Here is a 17,174-nt window from a genome sequence, read left to right as displayed (position 1 = left end):
TATTGTTATCGTGGTTGCGTACATACGCTTTTATTATTGTTTTGCCATTAAAGGTTGTATGTATTACATCATTTTTATGTGAAATGCTAAAAATCATCGTCAATTGGTAGTTCCAGTTGCTTTGCCAGAGATAACATCCAGTCTTTATATTCTTTATGGCATAGAAAGAAAGTATAAAAGCCCAGCTGATTTTCTACATTTAAAAGGGTATAATCGGTTTGTTTTTCGATTTTTTCGGCAATACTTTTGGGGTACAATATGTCTTCTTCGGTAATGTGAATTTTTTCTCCCAAACGCTCTTCTATATAATCCGTAAGGGCATCAATCTCAATAGGAAAGTCGTCATTATAAGTTTCGAGATGTTCCTTGAGGAGAAATTCATAATTGATTTGCTGCTGATTGGCATTGCCGTAAAAACCCGCTTTTAATATTTTGTCGATATACTTTTTAGGGTTTTGTTTTAGCTTTTTCCACTGATTTTTAAAAGTTTTCTGTTTTTTGATATTGGCAATAGCGACAAAATCATTCAACGCATCGTCAAAAGTACTGAGTTCGATATGTTCTGCATTCGCAACGAGGTTTAGTTCCTGTTCTACTATTGCTACAGCTTTTTCAAATATCGCCCAATGTTCTTTATCATTGTCCTCCGAAAGAGGCTCGGCGTATTTCATTTCTTCAACAATTCCGCTAAAACGATTTTTTGAAACCAAAATTTGGAATGCTTCCTCGCCATTTTCCGTAAAAGGCACGGCAAAAAAAGTTCTCACTTCGGCATTGAACCCTTTTTTCTTTATTTCTTCGGAAGGTTTGACCAGAAAATAAAACAGCAAAAAAGTATGATTTTTTTTCTCATTTAACTCCGATTCATCAAAAGGCGTGATGTTACACTTTTTCATAAATTCTGCAACAAGCTGATACAAACTCTCATAACCCTCTCGTTTGCATTCAGTTTGATACTGCTCTATATCTTCCATAAAATCAAACGGATAGGCATAATCATACACCTCGATACTCGATTTGAAAGCCGAATTATGAATCGTAAACTGACGAACACCAACGATACTTTCTTCGATTTTTGTTAGGCTTTTATATAGTTCTTGTTTCATTTTGTTTGCTATTTATTGTTTTTGGTAAATTTGGAGAAAAACGCTATTTTCTTTTCCGCCAAAGTAATTTAATCTCTTTCCAAGAATCGCTGATGATATTAACAAACCAAATCATAATGCCTATCATCATTAACGTTTCCCAGTTTATGGGACTGCTTCTTCTTAAGTTTTTTTCAAACAGAAAAATATAAAAAATATACAAGCAAGCCACTATTTTTAAAAGCGAAGGCAGTATTTTAAACAAAAAATTCATTTACAATTATTTATATTTTTCCAAAGTTATTATTCTTTAAGAAAAAACTCAGTTATTTTTCTGAAACTATTTATCATTTCTACCAATCAATTTGAGTTATTTTACCATTTCCGATTTTAAAATACTATACACTTCCAAATCTCGGAATACATTTTCCGAAACGCGTTCGCCTTGCCGTTCGATGCCCTCAAAGGTAAATCCCAATCGCTTTGGAATGTTTTTGCTTGGTAAATTCTCGACAGCACAACGGATTTGTACGCGGTTCATTCCCATTTCGGTAAAGGCAAATTCACACATTCGCTTGGTGGCTCGGGTTGCGATGCCTTGTTTTTGGTATGTTTCTGAAATCCAATAACCGATTTCAGTTCTCTGATTGAGTTTGTCCGTTTTGATAAAACTGATAAGCCCGACAAAATTGCCTTCTTTTCGGATACAAAACACATAATCTTTGGTTTGTTCCATTGTCTCCAAAACCGATTTTATAAAATTTTCTTCATCAGCAACATTTTTTATAAAAGAAACGAACGGAAGCCACTTCCCTAAATATTTTCTTTGTTTATCTATTGTGTTGAAAATGGTTTCAGCATCAGATAATTGTACCAATTCGAGATATAATTTTTCGTTTATGATTAGTTTCATATCTTGGTTATTTTAAAAATTGCCTCACTTCCTCCATATCATCAAAATGGGTGTGAACACCTTTTACTTCTTGATAGGTTTCGTGTCCTTTCCCTGCAATGAGGATAATATCTCCCGATTGAGCAAACTGACAAGCGGTTTTTATTGCCTGATGGCGGTCGGCTATGGTAACGAACTTTTTGTAATGTTGTGCCGATACGCCTGATTCCATTTCGTCCAAAATGGTTTGTGGGTCTTCGTCTCGCGGATTATCCGATGTGAAAATCACTCGGGTGCTTTCCTTCGTGGAAATATCCGCCATTACGGGGCGTTTGCTCTTGTCGCGATTGCCTCCGCAGCCTACCACCGTGATAAGTTGTTCGTTTTTGGTGCGAATATTGTTGATGGTGTCCAACACATTTTGCAAGGCGTCGGGCGTATGGGCATAATCCACAATCGCCGTAATTTTGTCTTTCGAAACAAAATACTGAAACCTGCCACCTACCGACTGCAAAGTACTCAAAGCGGTTAGGTTTTCCATTTTTTCGATTCCGAGCAAATCCGCAACAGCATAGACTGCCAATAAATTATAAGCATTAAACTGCCCGATGAGGTTTGTCCAAACTTCCTGTCCGTCTATTTTCAGCACCAAACCCGAAAACTGATTTTCCAAAATCTGCAAACGATAATCTGCCATTGTTTTCAGAGCGTACGATTTCTTTTGAGCTTTAGTGTTTTGGAGCATCACACTGCCGTTTTTGTCGTCGCTATTGGTAAGAGCAAAAGCCGTTTTTGGCAATTGGTCGAAAAATTTCTTTTTAGCATCGCGGTAGTTGGCAAAGGTTTGGTGATAGTCCAAATGGTCGTGCGTTAAATTCGTGAAAACACCCCCTGCAAATTGTAACCCTTCGATGCGTCGTTGCTCCACGCCGTGCGAACTCACTTCCATAAAGCAATACTGACAACCTGTATCGACCATCATTTTCAGATACTTATTGAGTGTAAGAATGTCGGGCGTGGTGTTTTTGGTGTCGTACTTCTGCTCATCTACATAAATGGCGATGGTGGAAATCAGCCCCACTTTGTAGCCCACTTTTCTAAACAACTGATACAGCAAACTCGTGGTGGTGGTTTTTCCGTTTGTACCTGTTATCCCCACTAACTTGAGTTTTTCCGATGGATTTCCGTAAAAATTACTCGCCATCGTTGCCAAAGCAGAAGTGGTATCTTTTACCTTTATGTAAACAATTTCCGAAATAGTTTCTTGTGGAATTTCCTCGCAAACGATGACTTTCGCTCCCTTTTCGATGGCTTTGCTAATGAATTGATGCCCGTCTGATGCCGTACCTTTTATAGTAACGAATACATCGCCTTGCTTAATTAACCGCGAGTCTTGCACCAAATTGCCTACTTCGGTATTGATTTCTCCCGAATGGGAGATGATTTCTATGTTCTGTAATATGTCTTTTAGGGTCATAGTTTTAGTTGTTTATATATTTTCCTACGCCATTACCACCAACCTTGTCAATGTATTGAAATTGCGTGTGGTTTTTGTGATTTTCAGTTTCTTTTCTAAGAAATTTTTGTTCAATCAAATAAGCCCATATTTAGAATGCTATTCTTTCTTCTGGGCATCACGCCCCTGAGTAGTGCAATGTAAGTGTCCATTTTTGAGTTGTTTACTTTACGCTTATAAAAACCTCCACTTCGGACTCCTCGCCGTTTTGGGATTTTTCACCATAGACTTCAAAATCGTACTGGTAGGCACGATTCAGCACTTCATCTTGTTCCCAAATGGTTTTCCAAGTCTGCATAATGGCATTGGGCATTACTCCTTTGGCAATGAACTTCTGAAATTTTGTAGCAGGAAATTCTCGCCCAATCATTCCGTTTGGAATTTCATCTAACGAACTGACTTTCTTCCCGATAATCGCGGTATAAGCCCCTTGATGATTACTTTCATAATCAGTGTAAATCGCGATAATTTCTTCGGAAATGGTATTGGGGATTTTTGAAATGGTGTCGCTCATAAATTGCCCCCAAAGTTTGCCCAAATCTGTTGCGGCTTGTCCGCTAGCATTGGTCGTGCGTACCGCGATGCCGATGATTTTAAATGCGTGTGTCATATATTTAGATTTCCTGTTTTGAAAAATACAATTTTTGTTGGTTTATATTTTATGATTTTGTAAGAAAATCCTATTCTCCAAAAATTCGTAAAATTTGATGTGATTTATATTCAATAATATTAACTTCAATCATTTTCTTCAAAAGAAAATCCACTTCATTTTTTTGACAATAATTTATTTGGGTATATTCAAAAAAAGAATTTGAAAGATAAGATTTATAACATTTATTGTTTCTAATCGTATTTTTTATCTCATCTTTTAATCTTCTATTGAGTGCGATATTAAGTTCTGTATGTTTTTCACACAACTCTTCGCTTATATTTTTGTGACCAACTTCAAAAATTATTTTCTCCTCTATTTCTGTAAATAATTCTATGGGCAGTCTCAGTAGAGTTATTTCTTCAAACTCTTCATTATTAGGGTACTTTTTTGATATTTGCTCTATAAAATTTGAAACTGTTGAAATAGATATAAAATAGAAAGTGGGAATATTTTTTAATTCATTTCTATCCAAAAAAGCCAACCAAACAGGCATCAATATAGCTTTCTGAAGGTTCATCAATGCATTTATCTCTGAAATGTACAGATAAAAATATTTTTCATCTCCTTTATGAAATGAAATTTTTGAACGACATTTAACATCAAACAAAATAGTACCCAAATCTTTGATATTGGCTAAAAAGTCTGCTCTTTTTGATTTAGTATTATCTAAAAGTACTCCAGAGCGTTCAATACCAAACGGACCTTGACCAATGTAAAGATATGGGATATTATTCTTTTCTAATAATTTTTTAAATTCAATTTCCCCTTTAAGACCATCTTGCTCTCGCAAAGAAAGAAAATTATTAAATGAAATTGCCTCTGATTTACCATTATATTCATAAAAAGTAAAATCATCAGTACAATCTGTTTTTTTTATTTTATTTCTATTTCTTGAATCTCCACGAGAAATAAAAATTGAGTTATTTTCTATATCAAAATCTATGTAACTCATTTTGTTTGATTTTATATCTTTATAATCTCACTCACAAAATCACGAAAATTCTTTTTATTAACCACCATTAAATCAGACGAGTAATTATCTAAGAACGGCTTAGGAAGTTTTGCTTTTTTGGTATCTGACCACTTAAACTCAAAAGCTCTAATTTCATTGGCAGTTACTTCCAAATAATCTACCTCTTGTTGAGCGGTGGTTCGCCAAAAGTACGGACGAGCTAAACTGCGATGAAAATTCAGGCGTTTTTTTCGTTCCGAAATCATAAAATTTTCCCACAAAGCCCCCTTATCTTGTCGCAAAGCGAAGGAAGTAAAATCACCTAAAATCATATTACGAACACCATTATCATAGAAATAAATCTTGCGATTGGTCTTGATTTCGTTTCGTAAATTTGTCGAAAATGAATGCAATGAAAATATCACAAAACACTTTTCGAGTAAATCAATGTAATGGCTCACCGTGTTTTTATCTACACTTACCAACTGAGCTATTTCATTATAACTCACCTCACTACCCACCTGAAATGCCAATGCACGGAGAATTTTTTCTAAAACTTCAGGCTTTCGAATATTCGCCAATGATAGAATATCTTTGTACAGATAGCTCGAAACCAAGTTTTCCAAAATCTCTTTTTCCTCTCCAAAATGATTGATTACATCAGGATACATCCCGTATAACAATCTGATCTCCAATTGCTGTTCTGCTTTTAAGTAACCTACATCATCTTGAAATTCCTTCCACGAAATGGGGAAAAGATGGTACTCCAACTTGCGTCCCGTGAGTGGCTCTTGTGTCATATTATTGATATCCAAAGCCGAAGAATCACTTACCAAAACTTGCACTTCTTTCATTTGGTCGGCAATGATTTTGAGTTTCAGTCCGATATTTGGAATGCGTTGAGCCTCATCTATAAACACATATTTATAATTGCCAATGATGTTTCGTAACACTTCCGTATTTGCCTCTGAAATTAGTTCTACCACCGAAGTATCATCACCATTAAGAAACAGATAATTCTTGTCTTTCAAAAGCTCATTGATCAGCGTAGTTTTCCCTACTTGACGAGATCCCACAAGCAAAATTACTTTACCTTTGCGTAATTTTTGTTGTAAAATATGCGTAAACTCCCTGTTTATCATAGGTTTGTTTTTTACGCAAAGGTAAAAACAAATTTTCTATTCACCAAATATATAGGTTTTTTAGTGATTATATTCACTAAATATTATGATTTTTGATGAATATACTCACTGATTATTGATTTTTCACTTCACCGAAACGAAAATCTCCACTTCAGACTCATCGCCGTTTTGGGATTTTTCACCATAGACTTCAAAATCGTACTGGTAGGCACGATTCAGCACTTCATCTTGTTCCCAAATGGTTTTCCAAGTCTGCATAACGGCATTGGGCATTGCTCCTTTGGCAATGAATTTCTGAAATTTTGTAGCAGGAAATTCTCGCCCAATCATTCCGTTTGGAATTTCGTCTAACGAACTGACTCTCTTTCCGATAATCGCGGTATAAGCCCCTTGATAATCACTTTCATAATCGGTATATATCGCGATAATTTCTTCGGAAATAGCATTCGGAATGTTTGAAATAGTGTCGCTCATAAATTGCCCCCAAAGTTTGCCTAAATCTGTTGCGGCTTGTCCGTTGGCATTGGTCGTGCGTACCGCGATGCCGATGATTTTACATTCGTTTTTCATATGATTTCCTTTTTTAATTAAAGTTAATTTACATTATTTTGAGAGTTTTAAAATTTTTATTGCCCCTTGCCAAACAATGCAAAATACAATGGCTCCGATGATAAGGTCAGGAGATTTAGAATTAGTCAAATAAACCAATCCACTAGCAATAATCACCCCTATATTGATAATGACATCATTAGAAGTAAAAATCATACTGGCTTGCATATGAGCTTCTTGGCTTTTGTTCTTTTGCAATAAATACAAGCAAAGAGCGTTACCAATAAGTGCCAGCAACGAAACAAAAGCCATCGTTTGAAAATGAGGAATGGATTCACTGCCAATAAATCGCTTAATGACTTCTACAAGTCCGATAATGGCAAGAAATATTTGAAAATAACCTGCTATTTTTGCAATACGTTTTTTATAAATGATACTCGTACCAACAGCTAATAAAGCAAGTCCATACACTAAGCTATCAGCAAGCATATCCAAACTATCGGCGATAAGCCCCATAGAACCAGATAAAAATCCTGTTGCCATTTCTAAAATAAAAAAGAAAAAATTGATATATAAAACACGCCAGAGCAATACTCTTTCATTGGTGTCATTTGTTTTTGAGTAATCATCTGCAGCACTGCTATCAATCAGAGAAGTGTCTAATTGTAGGCTTTTAAGGTGCTGAAAAATCTGCTGATAGTTACCACTATGAAAAACAATTAACAGTCTATTATCTATGCTAAATTCCATTGAATGAATATTTTGCAACTCTGCAAGCTTCATTTTTATCATTTGCACTTCGCAAGGGCAATCCATTTTTGATATTTTAAATGATGTCTTGTACATTTTTTCCTTGTTTGTTTTGATTCAATTCATTTTTGCCAATCCTTCACAATTCGCTCAAAATCAGCCAACATCAACTCAAAATTATAATTGATTTTCTTTTGTTTTTGGGCAAAAACACGAAGGGCGGTCAAAAAATATTCACTGATTTTTTGTTTCTGTTCTCGGTGGCAAAGGTCGCTAAATTCTTTTTCAAAATGAAAAATAATTTCGGCTTTGCCCGTGTCTTTTCGCAAACCGCCAATTTCAAAACGATTGCGTAAAAAATAGCGATGTTCTTCTATTTCTTCTGCCGAAAATCGTTCGTGCAAAAGTTTCAATGTTTGGGTATTGGCTTTTGATTTGAGCCAATTTTTTAGGGTCTCTTCCTGTGATAATTACCTTATTATCAAGTTCATAAAAACGCTCTGCTAATGCCCAACCAATACCTGATGAACCGCCCGTAATTAAAATAGTGTTGTTTGATAGTTTCATTGTTAAATTCTTTACTAATGGACAAAGTTATATAATTCTAACACATTTGTTGAAGTTTTATTATCTAAATAAAATTATAACCAACGGCGAACTTTCGTCAGATATTCTTCGTAAGGTTTGCCAAAAATTTGTTTTAAAACCCTCTCTTCTGGGAGTATCTGAAATTGTGTAATATACACCACAAATCCCACAACAGCCAACCACGAAAAATAATTGCCAAAACCAAACACTAAGCCTACAAGCACCGTCGCCATTCCCAAATACATCGGATTTCGGCTGAACCGATAAATACCCGTATCCACAATACGACTACTCTTTTCGGGCGTGGTAGGATTGACGGTGGTGCTTAATTTTCTAAACTCCAAAACGCCTGATAATGCAATCATTGCACCTAGCACAATAAAAAAGATGCATAAACCCATCGACTGAAAGGCATCGAATGGAAAAATATACGGAATGGCGACAATCATACTCGCAAAAACAGCAAGAACGATAACTGGAGGAATTTTTAACTGTAACATTTTTTACTTCTTTTGTTTATAATGGTTGATAAACTGTGCGATTAAGACCAAAGGCGACGCAATCAAGATTTTATTTTCTTTACCAAAACCATAATTCCCAATCCGAAAAACGCCAACAGATACAGCACTACAAAGAGATTTTTTAGCAAACTGAAAAAAGGCAATACCGATAAAACGGTATCCGAAAGTGACGGAAAGCGGTAAAGCGATATGCCGATGCCGATATTTTCCAAGTAGTCAAACACTGCCGCCAAAATGGGTAAAAAGACCACCCATCTTACCCTTTTAAAGTTCAATTTATCAATAAAATGCTTTAATATCTTTCTGTAAGTAAAGGCGTACAACAGCGGATACAGCATATCCACAGGTAATTGCTTGTACAGATAGTAATGTCTGCCCTCACTTTCTAAATACTCCAAAAGACGCACCACATATTCGCCATCGTAAAAGGGAAGGACATCAATAATATCCAGTCCGTTGGCAAGGCGATTCAGTGTAGGGATAGTGATAAAAACCATCAGCAAGTACACCGACATTGTGATGATAAAATATAGCCAGAGTTTCGTTGGGGCAAAATATTTTTTGCCCTTACATTGAGGGGTAAAAAATGTTTTACCCTTACATTGGGAGGTAAAATATTTTTTGTCCTTATTTATCATTTATTTATTTTTAAAAATTCAATTATTAGAACGATAATCCGTAAAGCCCATTACATTGCCCGAAGGGTCTAAAAACTCCACCGCCCAACCTGTTTTTATGGGGAAAGGTGGCGTTAAAAATTCCACGCCTTTAGTTTTTAAATCTTCGTACACTTCCGTTACATTATCTACTTCCAGCCAAATGGCAGGTTTCACATTCGGAAATTTTTTCTTGTCTTTTAAGATAATAGCAGCCTCTTCATTGCCCACTTTAAAGGCAATCATTCCCATTTGGGAGAAATCAAATTTGATTTCCAAACCCAAAACATCAGCAAAAAAATATTTGCTTTTCTCAAAATCTTCCGCAGGAAGAAAAAAATTGTCGTAATTCATACCTTATTCCTTTTAAAATATTAAATGTTTTTAAATATTCTTTGTTAATGACACTTAGCAAAGAATAATTTACCCATACGGAAAAAACCACCGCAGGTTTTGGGCAAAAGCACGGCAGGTTTGAAATAAAACCAAGTGTGGTTTTAGGTGAAACCACGCTTGGTTTTTAGAAATACTGCTGCTGGTTTTTATGAAAACTATTTTTTCTTCTCGAAACCTGCTGCTTTCATTGCTTCTACAATGCGGGTACCTGGGCGATAATTCACACTAACGGATTTTATCTGGTTAGCCGTAAACTCCTTTTCGGTAGCTACTCCATTACTGCTGAGCGTAGGGTATAGACTGCCGAGTTTTTCCAAACGAATGATTTTGCTATCGGCTAATCCTTGTTGAATTACATTTTCCAAAGCGATAATCACCCCGCGAATGTCCGCCTCACTAAGAGCGGAAAATTTCTCGATTTGCTTTACCAAATCATCTACCGATAGCTCTCCTTCGGTTACTACATTGGCATAAAACTTTTTGGTTCCGCCTCCGGCAACGCCCGGTTGCCCTTTCTCGATAACTTTGTACTTGATGCTCATAATTGAAAATTTTTAGAAATGATACATTTATTAAGGAATACCTTGTATGTCCTATGGCTAACAAAGATAATATTTTTAAACATTATACGGCATTGATTTTCATTTTTATATCTTTGAATTATCAGGACTTATAGCATCTTATTTTGGATATACTCGCAGATTTGCTGGGCGATATGTTCTTTTTGGTAAAAGCTGTGATACGCCTCATCAAACAGGTATGGCGATGTTTTCATTGTATCATACCACGCAGTACTGGGCAGATGATGGTCTTTTTTACCATAAAATAGGTGAAGCTGAGCTTTTGGAGGTATTGTTTCATACCGCAATCTGGTGGAAGATACAGCTACCAAATGTTGGGCTTTTAATCCGCTGTGTAAGGCTCTCCAAGCAATATAGCCACCTATGCTAAAACCTAGTATGGCGAAGGTTTCTTTTTCTTTGTGGGTTAAGTTTTGTACAGATTGTAGAACGCCACCGTCCATAAATTGCTGATGCAGTGCCACCTCGGTATATTGACTTACATCTATCTGCCCTAACTGACAAGCGTCATAAAAGATAACCTCAAAATGTTTGGATAAGGTTTCGGTGTAATATTGCCACCATTGTGATTGTTTTACACCCCATAAATCCGAAATAACGATGAGTTTTTTCATTGGTTTTTCTTTTTTATAAAGGTTTATTTCCTTTTTTGCCATTGCATCTTAATATCTTTCCAAGCATCGGAAATAATAACAACAAGCCATATCATAATGCCGAGCATCATTAGCGTTTCCCAGTTGATAGGGCTGTGTCTTCGTAATCCTTTTTCTACAATAAAGATATAGATGATATATACACACGCCACTATTTTAAGCAAAGAGGGTAAAATTTTAAGCAGAAATTGCATTGTAATTAGTCAGATTTATTGTTCTTTAAAACTTTTTAGCATCGGGATAAGATAGCTTAATGCCTTATCTTTATTGATTGCATTGGTGCTTCTTGCGGTGTGTTTGAGGGTAATTTTCACAAAATGGCGAGGCGTTTCCACCATAAAGAAATAGCCCTCAAAGTATTTGGGCAAAAGGATACTGCGGTCTTTTCCGCCCCCAAAAAAAGCCATTATCGGGTAGCCGTTATCATTAGTAACAGGCTCTTCAATACGCTCAAAAGTCATAAAAGACGAGTTTCTATATTTGCGTTTAGGGTCGGCACGGAATTCCTCAAACTGATTTTTCCACGCCTGATTTGATTTTAATGCAGCGTCTATTTCAATACGATATTTACCATTATCGAAAAAATTAAGGTCTTCGGGCTTGTGTTTTTTAAAGTGGTTACTCAGTTCAAAAGTAAATTGCTCGTCATAGGTTTTAAAGGTAGTGAGTTTTTCCTCCGAACACGCCATCAAACCCAATGCTGAAAAGCCTATAATGATGTTTTTTATTATTTTGTTCATAAGGGCTACAATGACAAACATTTTCTTTATTGATTTCATTGATGATTTCTTTTTAGTAATGACACTGAAATTGAGTGCGTTTTCTTTCTGCTATTCGGAATAAAACATTCCTTAAAAGGATATTAAAAATTAAGGAACAGATACACCTGCTCCTTAATCAATGATTTTTTATATGTTTGAAAGATAATCTTCTCGAAAACGATTTTAGGTAAACTATAATTACCACTTATTTACCTTATTGCCTTTTTATGAGCTTGTTATATGCCTGATATGCTTGGTAAAAAAAGAACAATCCACCAACTGCCATAAGTGAAACAACTGCCCAAATCCCTCCTATATTATATGCAAATGCAAAAATTCGAGGCATAGGACGCGTACCTCCCTCTTGTTCCCATAATGTTAAATCATTATATGTTTTAAAAGCATACCATAGAAATCCTACTCCAATAAGAACTAAAACCAAAACGCCTAATTTTGGATTTTTTTTGAGTAAACCTCCGTACTCATTTGTTTTTTTGTCTGACATAAATAGCTATTTAAATTGAGGTGGCGAAAATAGAAAAAAATACAGGTTCTCACAAATTGTACGGACAGGATGTGTCCTGTCCCTACGGTGGAACGGATTTTCAAAGGAAGCGATATATCTCTTCCCTACATTGATACACAATTTATTGCGTATTTACAGCAATTTTTTCTTAATTTGTTGTTTTAAGGATTAATAGTCCGTTTTGGCGTTATCAAATAGGTTTTTTAGTGTTTCTATTTTTTTCATTTTATTAATTTCTTATAACTTCCTTATTCATAGATTCTTGCCCCCTTAAAAATATCGGCAAAAAGTCGCCAAGTGGCGGTATCGGCATTGATATTTTGCCCAGTATTGATGTAATACTGCTGAATGTCAGTTGCATAACGGCTCAATGCCTCCAAAAAATCGGACAGCGTGGCGTTTTCCCAGTCTTGTGGATGGTTTTCAAGGTCGGTTTTTAAGGTTTCGATAAAGTGAGCAAAATCCTCACGCGTGTTTACTTCTATTTCGTTAATATCCATACATTTTTGTTTTAAATTCGTAACTAATTGTTTATTAGTGATATACTTTATCAATCTTCGTTATCAAAATCAGTAGTAATTCTGGGTGCATTGGGCAATTGTTTGTCTAATGATTTTCGATACTGGATACATCCTTGCATAAACTTATCCCACTGCGGAACAGATATATCCACCTCATATTTTTCAGGAAGTAAATTCCATAAATGAGGATGAAACCAACACAAATCGTGTTCGCTGCAATCACGGTGCTTACGAATGGCATTACGCAGTTTTTCGACCTCCGAAATGAGTTGCTCTCGGGTCATTTGTTGTAAATCTTCGTCCATTTCTTTCATATTGTTTATTTTCTTATCGCTCCAATCCCATAAGGTATTAGGGGCAAATGGTGTTTCTGCTAATCTACCCACAAGCCAAGTTGGTCAGCAAGGGTGTAAATACGCTGTTTGTCCTGCTTTTTAGCGATGATGAAATTACAGTCGTCGTTACCACTGGTCAGGTCGAGTAAGGTGTAATCGCTTTCCTGCTCGAGTTTATCACTCACAATACGGCTGTCGTTTCCGCATTCTTCAAAGGTGATTTCGAATTTCTGACCAATATTCTCGCTGATAAAATCACTCAATGCTTCGGGATCGAATTTCCAATCGTCGCGATACACATTGAATTTTTCCACAAATGCCCAATAAAGCAAATAATCGGTTTCATAAGTGTAAACATATTTCAAATCTTCCTCAAACCAAATGCCCTCATCGATGAGTCTTTGAGCAAAGGCTTCACGATTTTGGTGGATGTTTTGCCAATCGGTTTTCAGCTCGGCGATATCCTCTTTGGAAAGATAGTTATCGTGGTTTAACAGCTCCACCAATTCATCAAAGGCTTCTTGGTCAGAAGCTGTTTTCTTATGGAAGATGCCTTGGTTCTCTTCGGTAGCGATTTCCAATTCATTGCACACCGCTTCGGAAAGTTGCAACATCGTTTCGTAATAATACCGTTCGTTTTCGGTTGCATTTTCCAAAACAAAAGGCTTCATATTTTTAAAAGCACTGAGATAAGAGCCTCCTGCAACAGGCTTATCGCAATAGGTAAAGTATAGATTATCAGCTGAATCGGGGTAAATTCCGAAAGTGATGGGAAGCTCGTATTGCCTTTTGTTTTTGGATTTTATGGCAAAATCAAAAATCATCATCGCATAGCCCAAACCTTTGGAAATATTTTGAAGTTCTTCGCCTGAAAACTCAGGAAACCCCACCATTTGGAACAATTTGTTGGTCAGTTTAATTTCCTTTTTGTAATCGTATTCAGGACGGTGAAAACCCGTATCGAAACTAAAAGGAAGCACCCAATAAGCCACTTCCATAGTGCCTTCGTACAGCGGATTTTTCATAATAAGATTTTTCGCGTCCGCCGTTTTGAAATGGTTGAAAATTTTTAATAAATTGGTTTCTTTCATTGTTATTGGGTAAATGTTGGTTAATCATTGAGGCGAAAAAACCTTTCGCCCTTACACTGTTTGGGCGAAAAATGTTTCGCCCTTACATTATTTATTATAGGCAAATGTTGATTTGCCCCAACAATATTACAAAACCTATATTGGAAAATCATTAACCATTGGTAATTATCATCAACAATTATAATATTCCCCACCAAACAAAATCTTCTGTTTAAAGATTTTTTCTAAATCTACCTTGTTAAAAAGGTTATTGTCGGCTTCAAGGATTTTGGTGGGATATTTTTCGTTTTTATATTGTATGAAAATGTAATCTGCTCCGTGTCCTTTGGCAGGAAGCATACGCTCGATGTACACTTTTTCAATGTCTGACAGCGGAAAAACCCGAACAAATTTGTCCACACTCACACCCATTTGCTGATTTTCCTCATCTCGCCATAAAACAGACTGATTACCAAACTTTTCGGTTAATAGAGATGGTCGGCGTTTGACACGAATGTCTTCTCGGTAATTGGTATCCATCCGAATGTCTTGTGGTGGAAAAACCAAAAAATCCGTAAGTTGTATTTCGTTTTCCAAAGGTTTAATAATTTCGTAATAATCCCTTGTATTATAAATAGATAAAAAGAAATCTTGATGTCGAGCCTCGCCATAATATTGCATACGAAAACTGATGCCGTTCGTGCGATTATCATAATACAAATTTTCTAAATATTTATCTACTTCCTTGTGCGACAAATCTTTATTAAATTGCTCACAAATCTGTAAAAAATCGTGTTTAGATGCTCCTTTTTTGCTCGTAAAACGGTATTCTCTTACGGCAATGTCGGTGCGTTGCGTGCTTGTAAAGCCAAATTCAAAGTTGTAAAACAGCAAATTACCCACACGCACAGGAAATTTAAAGGCGAATTGACGACTAAGTTGCCCCTCGCCATAATCCTTATAAAAAATCTGTTTCACCCAAGGCGATGCGATAACTTCCTCGTAGGTAGCGTCCCACGAAAAGAATTTTGGTTCAGGCGATTGCACCTCAAATCCGAGGTGATAATCGGTGTGGTTTTGTAAAAGTATGATTTTCTCCATAGTTCATTTGTTGGGGCGAAATATTTTTTGCCTTTACATCTGGGTGAGTTGTAATTACTTCGCCTATTCACTTTACTCGGATAGTCGCTACGATTTTTGGATTATTTAATCATTGTGGCTAATGTTCCAAAAAAATTACTGAAATTATGGGACAAAATCGCTAACAATATACTTCGACTTTTTAGAGTTATCCACCCCCAAAGGTATCCTGCAAAAGTGGTTTGTATAAAATAAATAGATTCAAAATCAATCGCATAGTTTTTATCAAGAGTCAAACCGTGCATAAATCCGAATAGAATTGCGGTTAGTAAAACGCTTGGATTTCCTACAAAAGTTATTTTTTCTTTCAATGAAGAGGTCAAAAGCCCGAGTAGAATTCCGCGAAACATTATCTCCTCATCAACCCCTGGTAGGGATATTTGAAAAGCCAATGTTTCCATATTAAATTGGGATTTACCTAATAAAAACCAAACCACAGTTGATAATAATACCAATCCTACCGCTACAATGAGAGTTGGTTTTAAGTTTTCTCTATTTTGTTTTAAAGTGAAAAAATCATTTTCGTGAAAATATCTTCTAAAAATGAAATAACAGCTTATTCCAAAAATGATTCCCAATGCTTTTCCTTCCCAATTCCAACGACTTTCTATTACATCGAACACTACATTGATGCTCGGAAGCACGAGAAATAACTGATAAGCGACATAGCAACTTACAAAAATCAATAATCGCAGAAAATTGATTTTGCTTTTTTTGTTCAAAAATAAAATTGCGAAAGGAAGCAAAAGAGCAACCTGCAAAAAAGATTCGGTTAAAATTTTTATCATTTTATTGTTGATTTCTATTGTCTCTTTTGTTGTATTATCAGCTATATGCTGGTTTGTCGTTTCATTATTAGTCCGAAACATTTTTCGCCCTAACATTGTTTATAGGACAAATGTTGATTTGCCCCTACAATATTACGAAACATATATTGGAAAATCCTTAATAATTGATAATTAACCATTAACAATTATAATAAAACCCTGTTACTTCAATACGCATACCGAAGAATTTTTCCAATTGGGGCAGATAATTATCCAAATCATATTCTTTGGCACCGAAAATTAGCGTTGGGTATTTTTGTTTTTTGTAATACACTCTCAGAGTATCGGCACCACTGCCTTTGGCAGGGAGCATTCGGTCGATGTCCACTTTTTTAATATTCGATAGCGGAAAAATATTGCAAAATTCACCCACACTTACCCCGAGTTGTTTATTTACTTCATCTTTCCATAGAACGGCTTTATCGCCAAACCTTTCCGTCAGTAAAGGTGGACGGCGTTTTACGATTTCGTTTTCTTGATAGTTGGTCTCTATTCCGATATATTCTTTCGGAAATAACACCCAATCGGTAAGTTGTATATTCTCCTCATTTTCAATTGGAGTGATTAATTCGGGATATTTACGGGCATTGATAATATTAAAAAACACATATTGATGCTGAGGTTCTCCGTAATAAACGCTAAGAAATGTCATTCCGTCTTTCTGAAAAAATGAATAGAGGTCTTCACGAGTTTTATAGTGTTCATTGAGAGGCAAATGTTTTTCTAATTGCTGATGCACTTGCCAAAAATCAAATTCTTCTACTTGTGTGTCTCCATTGGCATAGTATTCTCGTACGGCTATATCCCTACGCTGGGTGTTATGAATGCGAAATTCAAATTTGGAAAATAGCAAATTGCCCACCCGCACCGGATATTTAAAATAGTAATACTCATACACCTCATAATCCAAATCAAAAGGGCTGTCCCACTCCACCAAAGGCGATGCGATAACTTCCTCGTAAGTTGCGTCCCACGAAAAGAATTTCGGCTCAGGCGATTGCACTTCAAACCCTAAATGATAATCCGTGTGATTTTCTGAAAGTAATAGGATTTTTTTCATA

Annotated in this window: 24 protein-coding genes; all 24 read right to left on the bottom strand. The window is 35.9% G+C overall.

What is annotated here, in order from left to right; translation table 11 throughout:
- Positions 1 to 86 precede the first annotated feature (86 nt).
- Positions 87 to 1,106 (bottom strand): DUF7821 domain-containing protein, encoded by a 1,020-nt coding sequence (locus tag CGC47_RS06055; protein ID WP_042002261.1) that lies wholly within the window; start codon positions 1,104 to 1,106, stop codon positions 87 to 89.
- 349 nt (positions 1,107 to 1,455) lie between these two features.
- The gene (locus tag CGC47_RS06045) at positions 1,456 to 1,998 is read right to left on the bottom strand and encodes a GNAT family N-acetyltransferase (RefSeq protein ID WP_042002256.1); all 543 of its coding nucleotides are present in this window, start codon (positions 1,996 to 1,998) and stop codon (positions 1,456 to 1,458) included.
- Between the two features lie 7 nt (positions 1,999 to 2,005).
- Entirely contained in the window at positions 2,006 to 3,454 is a 1,449-nt protein-coding gene (locus CGC47_RS06040) for a UDP-N-acetylmuramoyl-L-alanyl-D-glutamate--2,6-diaminopimelate ligase (protein WP_042002253.1), read from the bottom strand.
- Positions 3,455 to 3,656: 202 nt separating this feature from the next.
- Positions 3,657 to 4,103 (bottom strand): GyrI-like domain-containing protein, encoded by a 447-nt coding sequence (locus tag CGC47_RS06035; protein ID WP_042002250.1) that lies wholly within the window; start codon positions 4,101 to 4,103, stop codon positions 3,657 to 3,659.
- Between the two features lie 70 nt (positions 4,104 to 4,173).
- On the bottom strand, positions 4,174 to 5,097 hold the full coding sequence (locus CGC47_RS06030) for a hypothetical protein (protein ID WP_095900117.1): 924 nt from the start codon (positions 5,095 to 5,097) through the stop codon (positions 4,174 to 4,176).
- 11 nt (positions 5,098 to 5,108) lie between these two features.
- Complete coding sequence (locus CGC47_RS06025; RefSeq protein ID WP_042002243.1) at positions 5,109 to 6,239, bottom strand: ATP-binding protein; 1,131 nt, start codon at positions 6,237 to 6,239, stop codon at positions 5,109 to 5,111.
- A gap of 123 nt (positions 6,240 to 6,362) precedes the next feature.
- On the bottom strand, positions 6,363 to 6,809 hold the full coding sequence (locus CGC47_RS06020; RefSeq protein ID WP_042002240.1) for a GyrI-like domain-containing protein: 447 nt from the start codon (positions 6,807 to 6,809) through the stop codon (positions 6,363 to 6,365).
- Positions 6,810 to 6,842: 33 nt separating this feature from the next.
- The gene (locus tag CGC47_RS06015; protein WP_002664567.1) at positions 6,843 to 7,634 is read right to left on the bottom strand and encodes a cation transporter; all 792 of its coding nucleotides are present in this window, start codon (positions 7,632 to 7,634) and stop codon (positions 6,843 to 6,845) included.
- A 26-nt stretch (positions 7,635 to 7,660) separates the two neighbouring features.
- Complete coding sequence (locus CGC47_RS06010) at positions 7,661 to 7,942, bottom strand: hypothetical protein (protein WP_095917179.1); 282 nt, start codon at positions 7,940 to 7,942, stop codon at positions 7,661 to 7,663.
- Entirely contained in the window at positions 7,878 to 8,105 is a 228-nt protein-coding gene (locus tag CGC47_RS06005; protein WP_082025354.1) for an SDR family NAD(P)-dependent oxidoreductase, read from the bottom strand. Before CGC47_RS06005 ends, CGC47_RS06010 begins: the two co-directional genes overlap by 65 nt.
- Positions 8,106 to 8,179: 74 nt before the next feature.
- Positions 8,180 to 8,626 (bottom strand): methyltransferase family protein, encoded by a 447-nt coding sequence (locus tag CGC47_RS06000; protein ID WP_002687308.1) that lies wholly within the window; start codon positions 8,624 to 8,626, stop codon positions 8,180 to 8,182.
- A 62-nt stretch (positions 8,627 to 8,688) separates the two neighbouring features.
- Positions 8,689 to 9,162, bottom strand: coding sequence for a hypothetical protein (locus CGC47_RS05995; RefSeq protein ID WP_232779646.1), 474 nt, complete (start codon positions 9,160 to 9,162; stop codon positions 8,689 to 8,691).
- Positions 9,163 to 9,303: 141 nt separating this feature from the next.
- Positions 9,304 to 9,657 carry a VOC family protein gene (locus CGC47_RS05990; RefSeq protein ID WP_042002238.1) on the bottom strand — a complete coding sequence of 118 codons (354 nt, stop codon included), beginning with the start codon at positions 9,655 to 9,657 and terminating at the stop codon, positions 9,304 to 9,306.
- Between the two features lie 197 nt (positions 9,658 to 9,854).
- Positions 9,855 to 10,241: an HU family DNA-binding protein gene (locus CGC47_RS05985; RefSeq protein ID WP_002664579.1), complete on the bottom strand. Its 387-nt coding sequence runs from the start codon at positions 10,239 to 10,241 to the stop codon at positions 9,855 to 9,857.
- Positions 10,242 to 10,369: 128 nt separating this feature from the next.
- The gene (locus CGC47_RS05980) at positions 10,370 to 10,894 is read right to left on the bottom strand and encodes a dienelactone hydrolase family protein (RefSeq protein WP_042002368.1); all 525 of its coding nucleotides are present in this window, start codon (positions 10,892 to 10,894) and stop codon (positions 10,370 to 10,372) included.
- Between the two features lie 23 nt (positions 10,895 to 10,917).
- Positions 10,918 to 11,127 carry a hypothetical protein gene (locus CGC47_RS05975; protein ID WP_002687297.1) on the bottom strand — a complete coding sequence of 70 codons (210 nt, stop codon included), beginning with the start codon at positions 11,125 to 11,127 and terminating at the stop codon, positions 10,918 to 10,920.
- Positions 11,128 to 11,142: 15 nt separating this feature from the next.
- Positions 11,143 to 11,712 carry a hypothetical protein gene (locus CGC47_RS05970; protein WP_002687296.1) on the bottom strand — a complete coding sequence of 190 codons (570 nt, stop codon included), beginning with the start codon at positions 11,710 to 11,712 and terminating at the stop codon, positions 11,143 to 11,145.
- 196 nt (positions 11,713 to 11,908) lie between these two features.
- Complete coding sequence (locus CGC47_RS05965) at positions 11,909 to 12,199, bottom strand: hypothetical protein (RefSeq protein ID WP_002687295.1); 291 nt, start codon at positions 12,197 to 12,199, stop codon at positions 11,909 to 11,911.
- A gap of 269 nt (positions 12,200 to 12,468) precedes the next feature.
- A complete protein-coding gene (locus CGC47_RS05960; protein ID WP_042002366.1) occupies positions 12,469 to 12,720 on the bottom strand; it encodes a DUF7660 family protein in 252 nt (83 codons plus the stop codon).
- 50 nt (positions 12,721 to 12,770) lie between these two features.
- Positions 12,771 to 13,127 carry a hypothetical protein gene (locus tag CGC47_RS05955; RefSeq protein ID WP_197063705.1) on the bottom strand — a complete coding sequence of 119 codons (357 nt, stop codon included), beginning with the start codon at positions 13,125 to 13,127 and terminating at the stop codon, positions 12,771 to 12,773.
- Positions 13,115 to 14,167: a DUF6630 family protein gene (locus tag CGC47_RS05950; RefSeq protein WP_042002231.1), complete on the bottom strand. Its 1,053-nt coding sequence runs from the start codon at positions 14,165 to 14,167 to the stop codon at positions 13,115 to 13,117. Before CGC47_RS05950 ends, CGC47_RS05955 begins: the two co-directional genes overlap by 13 nt.
- Positions 14,168 to 14,338: 171 nt before the next feature.
- Positions 14,339 to 15,247, bottom strand: a complete 909-nt coding sequence (locus CGC47_RS05945; protein WP_042002228.1) for a hypothetical protein — start codon at positions 15,245 to 15,247, stop codon at positions 14,339 to 14,341.
- A gap of 101 nt (positions 15,248 to 15,348) precedes the next feature.
- Positions 15,349 to 16,074: a CPBP family intramembrane glutamic endopeptidase gene (locus tag CGC47_RS05940; RefSeq protein ID WP_042002362.1), complete on the bottom strand. Its 726-nt coding sequence runs from the start codon at positions 16,072 to 16,074 to the stop codon at positions 15,349 to 15,351.
- A 178-nt stretch (positions 16,075 to 16,252) separates the two neighbouring features.
- On the bottom strand, positions 16,253 to 17,173 hold the full coding sequence (locus CGC47_RS05935) for a hypothetical protein (protein WP_042002225.1): 921 nt from the start codon (positions 17,171 to 17,173) through the stop codon (positions 16,253 to 16,255).
- Position 17,174: the final 1 nt, after the last annotated feature.

Origin of the sequence: Capnocytophaga canimorsus (genome assembly GCF_002302565.1) — a bacterium.
GTDB lineage: Bacteria > Bacteroidota > Bacteroidia > Flavobacteriales > Flavobacteriaceae > Capnocytophaga > Capnocytophaga canimorsus.
This window is presented reverse-complemented; position numbering and strand designations above follow the sequence as displayed.